This is a genomic window from Colwellia sp. MB3u-55, from assembly GCF_014076785.1.
GTDB lineage: Bacteria > Pseudomonadota > Gammaproteobacteria > Enterobacterales > Alteromonadaceae > Colwellia_A.
Map to the genome: position 1 here is coordinate 1 of NZ_JACGUS010000117.1, position 14180 is coordinate 14180.

A 14180-nucleotide genomic window follows, 5' to 3' on the forward strand; every position below is an offset into this window, starting at 1 on the left:
ATCAAAGAATTTAAGTGCTATTCGACCTGACCGGAAGTTTTTTCGACAAGACCGTAGAAACAAAACAAATAAGTACCCAATGAATTATAAACGTATGTGTTAAATCCTTAAGTTAATGACATTGTGGTGCGCTAAGCGGAAGTTAGCAACTCTTTAGTCCTAAGGTCCGCTTCAAGCTCATTGCTGCCGTTAAACTTCCATCACTTGATGCTAACTTTGAGCCTAAATTCACCGTTTAAAATTAAAAACTTCACATCTATTGATAACTGAAACTATGCCTAACTGAAGTGGCATAGTTAATTTGACCACCTAATTAGAGGTGTTATCATGCTATAGTTTTTCTCTTACAGGGATTGGATTACAGCAATGGATAAAGAAACAAAGGCTAAGAATACTACTAGGAATGTATTAAAATCTTCTTACGCTGTACTTGAAACAATAGATAAACGAAAAGAAATACTATTAGGAAATCTACCTAAACGAAAAGGTAACTTAAAAAAGCAACTATCTTTAATATCACAAGAGCTTGACTTAATTAGTGATGAAAGACTGATCCATAAAGGGGTTTGTTATAACAATCAAAAAACCTCTAAACATACCACTACACGATGGGTATTTTTAGACAACATCGATAATATAAAAATAAAACACATTGAAGAAAAAATATTTCCCATTACTGAAGTAAGAGTGAACTCCAAGAAACCATTTAATCCTCAACAATTTAGTCACGCTATTTTTATTGAAAGGCACTTTCTTGAGCGTATAGTTGAGCGTTTAGGAATCGATAATATAGGCCTTATTTTACAGACATGTAGATCGTATATTACGGCATTAATTCAAAATGAAAAAGCCTGTGATAGTATGCTGGAAGATAATGAAATTAGGATGTTAACAGAAGACTCATATGCTTATGTAAGACTTATGACTTTTGAAGGGAAGTTCAAAAAAAAATACCAATGTGATTTTGGTTACGTCTTAAGTACGTTTTTACCTCAGAACATGTGGTCAAAACGTATAAGTGCATTATTAGCTCCCCTACTTACAGGTATTAAGGCTGTAAATGATAATCCATCGAATGAAGGGTACAAAGCTGTTGTCATATTTAAGCCTTCGACATTAAAAGAAGAAACTAAAATAGAAATAATGCCAGATGAAATTGAAACAATAATCTCATAAAAAGCATCGTGGAAGTAAGTAATAAAAATTAAAGGTTACGTTGATGAAATTGAACTTCAAGCAGACTATCACATAACTCATTTTGGGGCATAAATGAGTTATGTCTTATGACTGCTTAGTCGGAACTCCTGCCGTAGAATTTAGATTTGTTAACGGCAATTCAGAGCCTATTGCGGTCATTGAGCTTCTGTGAAACAAAGAGCATATTTAAGGCGATTTAAACTGAAATACGATGGTTTTTTGTGGGGCTGGTTTAAAGCTCATTGGGGACGATGAAATTTGATACCTGAAGGTTTATTACTACATTGAAGACAACAGCACTAATCAGTTAGTACTGAATTCACATTAACTTTTGCCTCGGTACATTCGGCAAGCAGAAAATATCAGTTGGATAGCCCATCGTTATATTCCCATTTAAACAACTTTTAAGCTTTGTTTTATCATATAAACGTTTAAAAACGTCAATTTCATTTTCCACAAAAGCAATATAGAACATTAAACGTAGTTTTATAAATATCTTTAATTGAGTTATTTTTACCATTAAGTAATATGACACGTATATGTCATGACATATGACATCATAGTAAAGACGTAGATAAATAGATTAATAAGTCTATGCTACTTACATTACTAATAACTGGAAATATTATGAACTTACAACTTGATACTGAAGCAATTAAAGTTTTTAGAGCTGAAAAAAACTGGACTCAGCAACAATTAGCTGAGATTTGCGATGTGAGCTTAAGAACTATTCAGCGTGTTGAAAAAACGGGTATATCATCGATGGAAACCTTATCTTCCCTTTGTTCGGCTTTTAATATAGATAAATCTAGCTTATTAGAAGAAAATTTCCAAATAAATGAAGAAAGTGAAATAAAGAAATTACCAGAGTTGTTAGGCATTTCACTCATGCTATCTATAGTTATATTTTTAATGCTACAGTTCGGGCAACTAACAATGTTTGTGGATGTTGCTTCTGGTATGTTTGTTGGTGGTGTTCTAATTGGTTGTACTTTATTGACTTATGCAAGTAACCCTAAGCTTTCTAGTTCATCTTTCTCAGTAAACTCACAAGGTACATATAGTTGGTTATTTAACAAAATTGCGGTATTTAATTCTCTGTCTAACTTCACATTGTACGGTTTTCTAGTTGCTATGGGTGTGGAAATGCTACTAATACTAAAAAATTATTCAGAACCAAAAATGATGGGGCCTGCATTAGCAGTACTGATAATCTCTTTTCTTTACGCAATTATATTTTCTGAATTAGTGTTACAGGTACTAAAACATAATTTAATAAGACATAAACTTCATTGCACTGCATTGAAATATAAATCAGAACAATCAAGTGGAAAAGCGACAATAACACGCATCGCAGGTATGCTTTTAATTTCATTGTCTGTTTTATTAGCGACATCAATTATAGGTGCCAATATATTATTCATTCCTGCACTTACCTTCATTTTATCATTAGTAATCGTTGGTGCAGTAATTTCTTACGGAAAACTTACTGTACCATTGATAATTGGTGCACTAAAGGGGGTAACAGAAGAACGACAAATTATCACTATTCATATGTTCTTAAATTATTTAAGCCGCTTAACTATTTCTTCTGGCATTATTTATCTTTTAGTAGACCTAGTATCAATACTCAGTACTATTGATGATCAAGCAAAGTTATATTTGCGTATATCCGAATCTTTAGTAGGCCCCATTACTGCGGTGGTTATATACCTTTGCTTTATAAAACCGCTCATGATTTCACTTCAAGCTAACTCTAAAGGACAATTTAAACAATTAGCAGTCAATGAAGAAAATAAGCTAAATGAAGATATGTTAAAAACGTATGGATTATTGACAGTTACTATCATTTGCATCACGGCTGTAATTTTAGAAATTTCTTTTAAATAATTAATTCTTAGCTTCAAAGTTAGCAGATATCTATGACTGCTTTGGTGGCTTTGCGACCGTCAGTGGTGAACAATTAAGTTTGATGGGGCACTGACTTCTGAAAGCTCATTGCCGACACTGAAGCTTAAATAACTAAAGACTACTGAGAGCGAGAAACCGACAGTTACTATTAGTCATCTGTCTTTGTAACATGTTGATTTTATTGTGTTGTCGTATTGTGTCGCTATAATGTCGTGCTATATATCTATATTTGAAGATAAAATTATTCATAATTGTATTCGTTGTTATTAATGAGCTGTGAGAAATAAAAATGTTACTTTCAACTGATAAAATAAAAAAACTGCGAAGTGAAAATGGTTGGTCACAAGAAGTATTGGCTAAGGCTACAGGTTTATCTGCGAGAACTATTCAGCGTATTGAATCCGATGGTAAAGCTTCTGCTGAATCAGCCCTTGCTATAGCGTCAGTTTTTAATCTATCTCCTCAATTGTTAATGGCAACGCCTAATGAAATAGAAGTTAACTGGACGAGGAAAATAATTATGAAAAATTTACTAGCGTTAGTAGTTATATCGGGTACTGTTGCGATGCTTGTCATCTTGGCAGGCAGCACCGACTTAGTTATTGATGGTTTATCAGGAGTATTTTTGGTTTTGTTTTTGTATGCCGCTACTATTATAGCGTTTGGCACTGACGGAATGATAAAGTCGCTAATCGGGCTAAAGTATTTATTCACTGATGAATTAGTAGGAGGTTCGCAAGCCAAGTATCTTTCTGAGCTATATAATAGCCAAGTTAAATTCTTATATGGTGGGGCATTAGTTGGTTTAGTTATTGGTGCCATTTCGATTCTTGGAAATGTTGATACATATGACAACTTTGTCATTCAAAGAGCTTCATCCGTTAATTTAATAGTATTATTTTACGCTGCTCTTATGGCTGAAAGTGTTTTTAGACCATTGAGTTTAAAATTAAAAACTTGCGATATGCTTGACTAATTTGGAATGAAAATCAACTAATAGCCGATTGTGGTGCCAACTTCCGCAGTTGGTATACAGCCGTCTTTCGAGGCGGCTTTTAAGTATATGACGTATGTCGGCAATGGTGGCTCAGGAGCCAGTCATGGGATAAATTATTGGTTAGGTGAAACCTATGGCTTTTGAAATGCTCATAGTTGACCTGATTATTTGAAAAGATTAATTGAATACAACACCATTAGTTGCCTTTTTTTTGCCACAATTCATCATTAGATTTCCATATTTATCCTTGTAATATTTGTTATTGTAAGTACCTAGTTTAAATCAATCTTATCTGAAAAACACTTAACATAAACGGATGCTTAGATCTTAGTGGAATATAAGGAATATTATGAAAAACACCTCAAATAAATTGATTGTGCTAATAATTATGATTTTTAGCCATCAATCTCTTGCAGCATCATTTACCAATTTTGAAAAATACCTGAAGAACAATATTAGAACCGAGGGGCCAGGAATAGCATACATAGTGACAAAGCAAGGAAAAACTATTTATAGCGGTGCATATGGAATGGCTAATATTGAATTAAGTACTCCTATGAGCACTAATAGCGTTTTTAAACTTGCCTCTATTACAAAGCAATTTACCAGTGCGGCAATATTGATATTACAAGAGCAAGGGAAGATGTCGATTAAAGACAATATTCACAAATATATTCCTAATTACCCAACTGAAGGTCACGAAATTACCATTGAAAATTTGATGAGCCATACGTCAGGAATTGCTAGAAATTTGCCAGATAGAAGAAAGTTGAACAAGCTAAGAAAGTCTTCAACCACTGTAGACGAAATGTTGACTCTATTTGCCAAGGAGCCAATGCAATTTTCACCAGGTGAAAAAATGCGTTATTCAAATATTGGCTACGTATTATTAGGTAAAATAATCGAAGTGGTTAGTGGTCAAAGTTACGCAGAATTTATAGAAACAAATATTTTTAAAAAACTGGGCATGAATGATAGTCAGTACGATGGACTTCAAATAGTCCCTAATAGGGCGACAGGTTATCATAGAACAAGATATGGTTACGAAAATGCAGATTGGGTCGATAGTTCATGGCGTTATGCCGCTGGAGGATTGGTTTCAACTGTTAACGATTTGGCTGTTTGGTATCATTCGTTAGCAAGTGGGAAATTAATTTCACTAAACAGTTATAGGCAAATGATTGAACCATTTAAATTAAATGATGGTAGACAATCTCATTATGCATTGGGACTTAATAATTTTGAAATTCATAAGAATAAAGTAATTGCTCATAATGGGGGAACTTCAGGCTTTTCAACGTCAGCCGTTTATTTTCCAGAACAGGATTCCTATATAGCAGTTTTGAGTAATGAACGCCCGTCAGATCCCCAAAAATTATTATTATTGTTATCTGCTGAAATGTTGGGAATTTCGTACCCTGAATTTAAGTCTACTAAAGTTGAAAATTCTCAACTAAAAAAAATGATGGGAAAATACCAAATAGGTCAAGATTCAGTTCGTAGATTATTTGAAGAAGAAGGACTTGTGTATTCTCAAAGAGATGATGGGCTACCATATGAAGTCATACCAATGTCTGACAACAGCTTTTACTTCAAAGGTTCATTATCTTATTTTGTAATTGAAAAAGGTGATAATGATAATCAAGTAATGCTCTATTACTCAAGTCTGTCCGAAATTCCTGAAAGAGCGGTTAAATTATGATTATTAGAAGCATGAAAGGGCATGAACATGGTAGCCATCGAACAGGAGAAAGAGACTCTAGTGTTGGTTAGGGCTAGTCTTAAAAATAATTTTTAACCAAAATAAAATACCTGTTGAGTGTCTGCTTTGGTGGCTAAGCAGACTATTTATGGTGATTAATTCACGACTAAATTAGGTCAGGTATGTGGCATTAGTTAGCCTAAGGGTGATACTTCAATCGGTTTGATTTTGGCTTCTGAATTCATCTAATGCTAACGACTTCTTGGTGCGCTATATAGAAGATACGAGTCGCAACATCAAAGCTCCTCTTCCTCGGCTGAAAGGGGACATTAAATCACGTCACCTCTTAGGTTGCGTTCTTTATTTTTCAATTACCAATCTAGGGTTGGATTATTTTGTGAAGTTATTCACATAGCGCTATAGTTTACTGAAATTGAATAATCATCTATTCAACAAACCATTATTTGTTTAAAAATTGAAGTTGTGTGCTTGATCTCAACTTTTCTAAAAGTTTAGCCTGCATGTATTGATAAATATCATCGATATCAAGCACCTCAATTTTTGCTAGATAACGCTCCTCAGTATGTTGGCTAATACGCTCAACATGTATCGGCTCCATCACATAAACTTTGTCAGCCCACTCAAGTAATTCAACGTTGCACAGTCGAGTCTTATATTGTTTGCAATACTTCTCACTTAAGCCCGCAGATTGAAATACATGCTTATTATTAACTGATCGAAAATAACCTTCAGCCGTGCGAGAACGATGTAAGTTAGCCGTGCAAAGAAAAAGGATATTCATTATATTGGCTATAAAAGTTTGGAAGCTGTGGTTAGCTTGTTCGCGTTAAATTTTTCAATAACAGTATGAAGCTCTATCATTGTTGGCCGCCCGTAATAAGAGGTATCAATATGGAGTGTGTTTTTTATCCATATTGGTACTTGAGTAGAATTGTGCCCATGGATAGAAAAATCGACACCACTATTTAGTAAAGATTTTTCCTTATTGAATAATTCTCGCCCCCACAGTAATGCATTAACTATCGCTAATTTATCGGCGGGAAAATTATCCCAATTCCATTTAATTGGTAGAGTATGGGATATACCAATTTTCATACCTTGATACACTACCATTATCGATAACGGCTGATTAAGTAGCCACTGGCAGTGTGATGTCAATTGTTCATCAGGGACTGAACTATGCCAAGCTCCTCCATTCTTAATCCAAAGTGATTTTGCAGTCGCATCATTATTGAGGATGGATTCAATCATTAAATGTTCATGGTTTCCAAGTACAACGAGCGCATTTAATTCTCGCATTAGTTCCAATATCATGAGGCTATCGTCACCACGGTCAATCATATCGCCTAAACAAATCAGCTTATCTGCTTTTGGGTTAAAGCTAACTCGACTCATCGCCTCTTTAAGTCTCTTATGATTGCCATCTAAATCACCAACGACAAACACTCGCTGATTGTTATGCAAACGAACGAGCTGGATACTGGGAGAATTAAGGATAGCAGCAGCTGATATTTTCATCATAATAAGTTCACCATTATCCACTTTCTCATTAAAAATATTTACCTGTGGTTATTGTGACTATAGCAACAGGCCGTTTTAGCCTGTTGTAGGAGAACAATAAAGTTGTTTACTCTATACTTGCTAAAGCCATATTGAGTAGCAACTACTTCATAGGCAATATAAATAAAGTTATTTACCAACCCCCATTAGTTAATAACTCTGCGCCAATCACCGAGCAATAAAGTTTTTTACTGAAAATGACGTGGTCACTAATAATACCTCTTGACCACTAAGAAGTAAGGCTAACAATTACCACTAAAAAGTCGTTGGCGCTAAATAATTTTTAGCGCCAAAATTGGAACCGCTTGGCGGATTCTGGTTAAGCTGCTATTTCTTTATCATCGTATCCAAAAAGCATTAAAGGGAGTTCATCTTCAATATATCCAGCTATCTTTTTGCCTTTATATTTATTAAACAGGATATTAAGCTTGCTCCTATCTTCACTTGATGCAAGGTTTAGCAGTTCTTGCTTAGGTATTTTGTAGTGCATTGTAATTTCATCTGTTTGCATCATAAATACTTCATCCTCAGATATTGATAAAAAAATATTTCTTGGTACTTCAGCTGTATTTATATGATCAATAAATACAGCCCTCATGCCAGCTTCATATTCAACTGCTGATAATGGAGAGCTGCGTTTTTGTTCAACCTCGCTTGGTTTTAGTTTAGCCTTTTCTTTTTTATTCTTCTTAATTTTATTTTGTAGCTTTCTATTTTTTCTTTTTTCTAATGTATCGCGACGAGACATGTATGATTCCCTTTTAATTTGAATTCCTTTTTGTAATCTATATAGTTTTCCTTTCTTGTCAAAAAACAGTAGATATTTAACATGCAAATAATAAAACTTGAGTTGTATGCGATAACCAATTGAATATTAAGGTTAAATTTCAACTCTAAATTGGCAGTATAATCACCTATGTATGATGGTTCGTTTGGTAACTAACTGTTGTTGATACAAAAATTCACGCTATTTTTTTTAAATTATTTGTAGTGTGCCCCATGTATGCAAGTCTTTACCTATGTATGTTAGAGGCTTAATTTTGGAGGGTATTAGTAAAGTGCGCAGGGTGCGCACCTTCTAATTTAGCGAATGGCAAAGCGCAAAAAAAACCGATAATACGGCTTTTAATGAACCCACTGGCGGATTTGGTTTAACCGTCACTTATGCCACTTTGAAGACCTACGGCTTGAGTACCATACCGACAGCTTTGGGATGGTAAGCGGTCATAAATTGAGAAGCTGACCACAATATCTAGCAGTCACTTTGAGCCTAAAGCCGACTTAAGTAATTCATAGTTTGTAACCTTTACCCTGTTGGAAGCTATGAATTACAAACAAGTTATATTTGGCTATTAATTGTTTCTCTAATTTGAGTTAACGTTGTTTCTTTTGTTAACTTTCCATCTTCAAAAACAATCTCTAATAGTCCTTGAGTTTCTTCTTCAGCAGTCACGTCATCAAATAAAGTTAACTCTCCGTTCACTCGTTCAATTTTTAATAACCCTTTAGCAGATTTTTTATTAGTATCAGTCTTAGGGTCTTTGAAAATAGCCACACGCTCACCATTTTTAACAACGCTTGTAGCCTTTACGGCTGAACCATGAGTATCGCGAGTCACATATTGATAGCTGTATGAGCCAATTCCCAACACTACTTTTGAAGAAAAACCTTTATCCATTAAGCGCTGTAGTATTTCACGTTGACGTTTTAAGGTAATCGCATCTCCGTAAATAGCACCAATGTGATCATCAAGGATTTTGAAGCCTTTACTGCTAGTTGTTCCGCCAAAGGTATCCCACAAACATTCAATAAGTCCTTTAACTTCACATAACATTAATTGAATACTTTGCTCACCATCAAGGCCATTATTATCGAAACCATAGTACTCACCATTCCAGCGGAATGCCTCATAGCCATTTGCAATAACATCTTTTTCTGCCTCAACTTGAGTTTGAAATAGTTCACTGTACTCAGAAACAGGTGAAACTTTATAGCCGGTTAATATTTTTACCGGATCCCCTGAATCTGGGCGAATCACTAACGTACCATCACGCGCCATTATCTCGTCTTGAAGTTTTGGAAGATAATCCGTCACTAATGTCCAAAAATCCCAAGTATCAGACACAACACTTAATATTCCAGTGGGTGATTGTTCCTTCATTAAGTATTTGAAGAATTCAATTTCACCTTCCATAATCCAAGAACAAGTAACAGAATGCTCTGTTGCATCAACTGAGCAACCGACAAGTTCATTATCTACATTGGCACCATAGTATTTTTCAGCAAATAATACTGCTGGTATGGTATCTGTACCTACAAGCCCTGAAGCTAAGTGGCCAAAACCACTCATAGCCGCAGCGTGTTTACCAAACATCCCTCTAAAACTAAAATCATGTCCTTGGAAAGGAACAAAATCTAAAGGAAGTCCTGTTTTAATAGCAAACTCCTTGAAAACTTTTAGGTAAGCAATTGAGGTAGTGGCACTTGTTTGAATTGGCCAATTTTCACAGCTTAATACGGTTTCAATCATATTTGTTAACCATTGAAAACCTTCTTTCGTGTTAACCATCGTCATTGGTGGCACTAAGTAAGGTACAAGCGTGCCTTCTGGTAATGCTTTTACCTTTAACGGTAAATAACCTAAGTCATGCAAGTCTTCTAAGTAGCTTACGTTTACAGGGTAGCCCAACATGGCACTCAAAATACGTTTGTGATTTGCTACAGCAGAGGCTTTGTCGGCATTAAAGAATTCAGCCCACTCATCTTGTAAGTAACTTTTAATAAAATATTGAAGACCAACGAATGCAACTTTGTCACTATTTTCAACATTGCTTAATCTGCCACTTCTTGATGTGAAGTTAGCATAAACTTCAGTCACATCCGGGTGATAAGCGCGGCTGTGGAATTCTTTATAAACATCTTTTTGCATACTTGCAGCGGTAATAGTCATGGTAGTCCCCTTACATCTCTATAATTTGTAATTTAATTTTATTGTTTGTGCTAAATTCTTTAGCTGGTCTAAATGAATCAGTTGTATAGATAGCGTCAATTAGCCCTTCAAATACATCTAATCCTTTTGAGAAAATACCGTGTGTTATAAACAGTGATACTTCCACAGCGCCTTTTTTTCTTAGTACTTTGGCTAACTCGATAAATGTTCGACCTCCATCACAAATATCATCAGCGATAAGTACTTTCTTTCCTTCAACATTACCAATAATTTCAGTTTTAATGATTTCGCCTGTTTTCAAATTTCTCATTTTTTGTGCTTGAATAACTTCAGGCTCACCATTAAATGTCTCAGCAATTTTAATTGTTTTTTTACTAGCGCCAGCATCGGGTGAAATTAATGTAAGCTCACCTGTAGATAAGCGCTGACTTAATTCATCGCAACGCTCAAGCAGGTTAATTTGCGGCACGTTTACGACTCTATTTAATAAAGCTGGTGATACTTCACTATGAGCATCCCAAATAGTTACTTTTGCAAAGCCTAAGTTGTTTATAAAATTTGCCATAACTGCGGCACCTAGCGCCTCACCTTCAACACATACTCTGTCTTGACGTGCATAGGGAAAATAAGGAATAACCAATTCAATAGGAGTAGCTTCACTTGAAAGTCTTTTTAGCGCATCAACTGCAACCAGTAGCTGAATTAGTTTTGATGAATCGGTAAGGCGTTCAAATATTTCTACTTTAACCGTAGTTGAAAAGTCCATTGGATTAAAACGAATGTGCTCTTCTCCGCCAGAAAAAGTAAAACTGTCAAAGTCGATAAGTGTTTTATTTCCTGTAGAGTCATGGCTAAATATTTTCATTGTTACTTCCTTTTCATTGTTTGTGTCGCTAGGACACAATCTAATTTAGCAAAGAGTTTATATCTGGTCAAGCTCTTTTTGTGTCACAAGGACATTAAGGTGTGTTTTTATTGTCAATGAGTGTAACAGTAAAAATAAGTTACTGATATAGTGAAGAAAATTAGTGACCGACGATTAAGTTTCCAACACGACTACTTATCGATATATTGGCGATAGTTCCCGCATTAAACTCAAGAGAGTCTTGCTCTATACCGTCAGAAAAAATAACACCGTTCTCTGCCATTTTTGAAGACATACTGAATTTTGAATGATTTGTTATTTTGCCAAAAATCTTGTCACACTGTGTATTAGCTGACGGGAATGGCTCCCTAACCGAATAGTAAAGAAATTCACTATCCCAAGAAAATCCATTCTTTAGGTGATGGTTAACAGGTTCATCTACAATACCACTCGCACCTGTAATTATGCTTCGAAACCAACCAGTAGAGCCTAAGCCTGTGCTAATAATTACGCCACTAGAGCTTTGCTCTTCCTGATGATTATCGACCGTTAACAAATACCTAGCAGACGTGTGGCTTTTAGGGCCAATGAAGAGATCGTTTACCGCTAAAAGAGTTTGACCAATGTTAGTGTTAACTTCAGCCATTGCAATTGATTTTGAATTGATTGAATGACTTAACGTCTGTAAAAGCACTTCTTCAAGTTCATCCCCTAAGAAGGGTAAAAGTTGACCATCATAAAGCGAAGGAATAGGATTAACCGCTATAACAGGCTGTCCATTAAGGTATTTAAGCGTATTAGCCACTAAACCATCTTGACCAATAACTACAATCACATCATCAGGAGAAAATAGGTAAGTTGAAAGTACACTTCTTTCTAACTGTTGAACCCTACTCACCGTTTTCAAAAAGCCAACAGCCTTAGTTACTGAGTTTGAATATAGAGTACTTTCTTCTTCATAATCACTAAATGACTCTCCTAAATGTTCAAGATAAAACTTTGCTTGCCCAAGGGTGCAGTATTTTTCCTTTAACTCCTGCAATCTCGTTTTTCTTGTGACAACTACTATTTTTCTATCAGAGAGCATAAGAAGCTCCTTTAGGTGTTAGTCAGTGCTGTTAGTAAATCAGGTGAAATATTCAAATTACCTATTTTGTTATCGCCTTGTGTTAAGTTTTCTATTGCTTGTGCAATAAGCTGCTCTGGAGCCATGCCACTCATGCTCATTACTCTCAATTTATCAGTATCAATATTTTGATAAGCCTGCATTTGTACTTTTATTTTATATGCCTGTGCATCACCACGTGATTTTTCATTGGCTGAGTTAATTGAGACCAATTCTTCAAGTTGCTTTTCGTCTTCTATTTGGGCCGTGATATTCTCTTGGTTAATTTTAAATTGCTGGATTTTTCTTAATCTCTGTGCTTCTAAGCGTGATTCTTCAAGATCTTGTTCTTTCCTCTGAATTGCCTTTTCAGTTTCTAATTCAGACTCCTTCACGCTTTTTTCTTGCTCAATACTGGATAAACGACGAGCGTAAATTGCATTGTCAGCCTCTTTTAATAAGCTTTCTCTAATTTCAGCTTCGAGTGCTTTTCCTGTTTCAGGACTTGGTTTAATTGATGTTAATGCAACGTCAGTGATCTCTATACCAAGACTTGTTATAGCTTCAGCACCATATAGGTCCTTTTTCAAATCAATGGTTAACTCACGGGCACACACTAAAGAGTCCTTAAGTGACTTAGATTCAATATGATTTCGCAGCAATACCTGAACAGCACGCTGAACTCGTTCATCCATTTTCTTTGGATCTTCTGATGTGTACTTACCTTTAGTATCAATAGTGAAATTCAGCATTTTTGCCGCTTCATGAGGTTGTTCAATTCGATAAGTAACTTGTCCTTGAACTGTTAGTTCTTGAAAGTCAGACGTTTGTAACCTGAAAACAAAAGGCAACTCTTTACTATTACTTGGTATAGCGACAAGTGAAGAGCTAGGAGCATAATAGAAAAAATTTACACCGACTCCTTCTAACTTAATTTTTCCTTCTTTGAATAACATAAGGTGTGTTGAAGGATCTGCTTTTATATATTTAAATCCAAACATAATAATCTCCTTTTATGAATGTGTCACAGCGACACTATTTTAAATATGTCTCAAAGACATTAAGTTGTCAAATATTATTTCTTATTTAATTTGATGAACTGTTCTTGTTGATATAAAAGAGAAATTGATTTAATGTGTCACTAAGACATAAAGATTATTTTGAATGAGTACGATGACAAACTCTTACGATATTAATGAATTTAAGAATCCCCTATTTACTGTTGATAGCGTGCTATTTACGGTAAAAGACGATGCTTTAAAAGTTCTGATGTTTAAGCGAGCAAATGAGCCGTTTATCGGTAGTTGGGGTCTTCCAGGTGGTTTTGTCGATGTTGATTCAGATACCACAACAGATGTAACAGCGTTAAGGAAGTTGGAAGAAAAAACGAGTGTTGCACCTCAATATCTAGAACAGCTACAAGCCTTTTCTGGTATTGACCGTGATCCTAGAGGGTTTAGTGTAACCCTGGTTTACTTTGCCTTAATAGCAGCACAAGAAGTTTCATCACACATAGAAACTATTGATGATGTTCAATGGATTGATATTGATAAAATAGACAGTTTATCAATTGCCTTTGATCATAAAGTTATTATTGAACAAGCTAAAGAGCGCCTTCAACAAAAAGCACTTTACTCGATGGTGCCAGTGTATTGTTTACCTGAATATTTCACCGTTGGTCAGCTTAAGTCTGTTATTGAAACAATCATAGGGAAAACGATACAACGTAAAAGCTTAATTCGTCGTATTGAATCAGCAGACATGTTTGAAACAAGTGAAGAAAAAGTTAAATCCGGTGGTCGTTTAGCCCAGCAGTACAAAGTGAAATCTGGCGTTGACATCGTTAATTTTGAGCGTAATTTGAGTACATAA

At 35.2% G+C, this 14180-nt stretch carries 12 protein-coding genes; 5 read left to right on the top strand and 7 right to left on the bottom strand.

Translation table 11 applies throughout. The features are described from left to right. Positions 1–366: 366 nt before the first annotated feature. From H4J66_RS13330 to H4J66_RS13345, 4 genes are all read left to right on the top strand, one after another. Positions 367–1176, top strand: coding sequence for a hypothetical protein (locus H4J66_RS13330; RefSeq protein ID WP_182175515.1), 810 nt, complete (start codon positions 367–369; stop codon positions 1174–1176). A gap of 648 nt (positions 1177–1824) precedes the next feature. Further along, the gene (locus H4J66_RS13335; RefSeq protein WP_182175516.1) at positions 1825–3087 is read left to right on the top strand and encodes a helix-turn-helix domain-containing protein; all 1263 of its coding nucleotides are present in this window, start codon (positions 1825–1827) and stop codon (positions 3085–3087) included. Between the two features lie 310 nt (positions 3088–3397). Beyond that, positions 3398–4084, top strand: a complete 687-nt coding sequence (locus H4J66_RS13340) for a helix-turn-helix domain-containing protein (protein ID WP_182175517.1) — start codon at positions 3398–3400, stop codon at positions 4082–4084. A gap of 370 nt (positions 4085–4454) precedes the next feature. Then, entirely contained in the window at positions 4455–5807 is a 1353-nt protein-coding gene (locus tag H4J66_RS13345) for a serine hydrolase (RefSeq protein ID WP_182175518.1), read from the top strand. 460 nt (positions 5808–6267) lie between these two features. On the opposite strand, the gene H4J66_RS13350 is transcribed toward H4J66_RS13345, so the two are convergent. From H4J66_RS13350 to H4J66_RS13380, 7 genes are all read right to left on the bottom strand, one after another. Continuing rightward, positions 6268–6609 (bottom strand): phosphotyrosine protein phosphatase, encoded by a 342-nt coding sequence (locus H4J66_RS13350; RefSeq protein WP_182175519.1) that lies wholly within the window; start codon positions 6607–6609, stop codon positions 6268–6270. 8 nt (positions 6610–6617) lie between these two features. Continuing rightward, a complete protein-coding gene (locus H4J66_RS13355) occupies positions 6618–7349 on the bottom strand; it encodes a metallophosphoesterase (protein ID WP_259369124.1) in 732 nt (243 codons plus the stop codon). A gap of 358 nt (positions 7350–7707) precedes the next feature. Beyond that, on the bottom strand, positions 7708–8136 hold the full coding sequence (locus H4J66_RS13360; protein ID WP_182175520.1) for a hypothetical protein: 429 nt from the start codon (positions 8134–8136) through the stop codon (positions 7708–7710). A gap of 591 nt (positions 8137–8727) precedes the next feature. Further along, positions 8728–10338: a nicotinate phosphoribosyltransferase gene (locus H4J66_RS13365; protein ID WP_182175521.1), complete on the bottom strand. Its 1611-nt coding sequence runs from the start codon at positions 10336–10338 to the stop codon at positions 8728–8730. A gap of 10 nt (positions 10339–10348) precedes the next feature. Further along, the gene (gene prs / locus H4J66_RS13370; protein ID WP_182175522.1) at positions 10349–11203 is read right to left on the bottom strand and encodes a ribose-phosphate diphosphokinase; all 855 of its coding nucleotides are present in this window, start codon (positions 11201–11203) and stop codon (positions 10349–10351) included. A 160-nt stretch (positions 11204–11363) separates the two neighbouring features. After that, a complete protein-coding gene (locus tag H4J66_RS13375) occupies positions 11364–12290 on the bottom strand; it encodes a sugar kinase (RefSeq protein ID WP_182175523.1) in 927 nt (308 codons plus the stop codon). 11 nt (positions 12291–12301) lie between these two features. Then, entirely contained in the window at positions 12302–13309 is a 1008-nt protein-coding gene (locus H4J66_RS13380; RefSeq protein WP_182175524.1) for an SPFH domain-containing protein, read from the bottom strand. A 172-nt stretch (positions 13310–13481) separates the two neighbouring features. Here H4J66_RS13380 and H4J66_RS13385 point away from each other — a divergent pair, with 172 nt between their 5' ends. Then, positions 13482–14180, top strand: coding sequence for an NrtR DNA-binding winged helix domain-containing protein (locus H4J66_RS13385; protein ID WP_182175525.1), 699 nt, complete (start codon positions 13482–13484; stop codon positions 14178–14180).

What these genes read in the sequence shown, in the direction of transcription:
- H4J66_RS13330 (WP_182175515.1), top strand. Translation starts at nt 367, where the DNA reads ATGGATAAAGAAACAAAGGCTAAGAATACTACTAGGAATGTATTAAAA.
- H4J66_RS13335 (WP_182175516.1), top strand. Translation starts at nt 1,825, where the DNA reads ATGAACTTACAACTTGATACTGAAGCAATTAAAGTTTTTAGAGCTGAA.
- H4J66_RS13340 (WP_182175517.1), top strand. Translation starts at nt 3,398, where the DNA reads ATGTTACTTTCAACTGATAAAATAAAAAAACTGCGAAGTGAAAATGGT.
- H4J66_RS13345 (WP_182175518.1), top strand. Translation starts at nt 4,455, where the DNA reads ATGAAAAACACCTCAAATAAATTGATTGTGCTAATAATTATGATTTTT.
- H4J66_RS13350 (WP_182175519.1), bottom strand. Translation starts at nt 6,609, where the DNA reads ATGAATATCCTTTTTCTTTGCACGGCTAACTTACATCGTTCTCGCACG.
- H4J66_RS13355 (WP_259369124.1), bottom strand. Translation starts at nt 7,349, where the DNA reads ATGATGAAAATATCAGCTGCTGCTATCCTTAATTCTCCCAGTATCCAG.
- H4J66_RS13360 (WP_182175520.1), bottom strand. Translation starts at nt 8,136, where the DNA reads ATGTCTCGTCGCGATACATTAGAAAAAAGAAAAAATAGAAAGCTACAA.
- H4J66_RS13365 (WP_182175521.1), bottom strand. Translation starts at nt 10,338, where the DNA reads ATGACTATTACCGCTGCAAGTATGCAAAAAGATGTTTATAAAGAATTC.
- prs (WP_182175522.1), bottom strand. Translation starts at nt 11,203, where the DNA reads ATGAAAATATTTAGCCATGACTCTACAGGAAATAAAACACTTATCGAC.
- H4J66_RS13375 (WP_182175523.1), bottom strand. Translation starts at nt 12,290, where the DNA reads ATGCTCTCTGATAGAAAAATAGTAGTTGTCACAAGAAAAACGAGATTG.
- H4J66_RS13380 (WP_182175524.1), bottom strand. Translation starts at nt 13,309, where the DNA reads ATGTTTGGATTTAAATATATAAAAGCAGATCCTTCAACACACCTTATG.
- H4J66_RS13385 (WP_182175525.1), top strand. Translation starts at nt 13,482, where the DNA reads ATGACAAACTCTTACGATATTAATGAATTTAAGAATCCCCTATTTACT.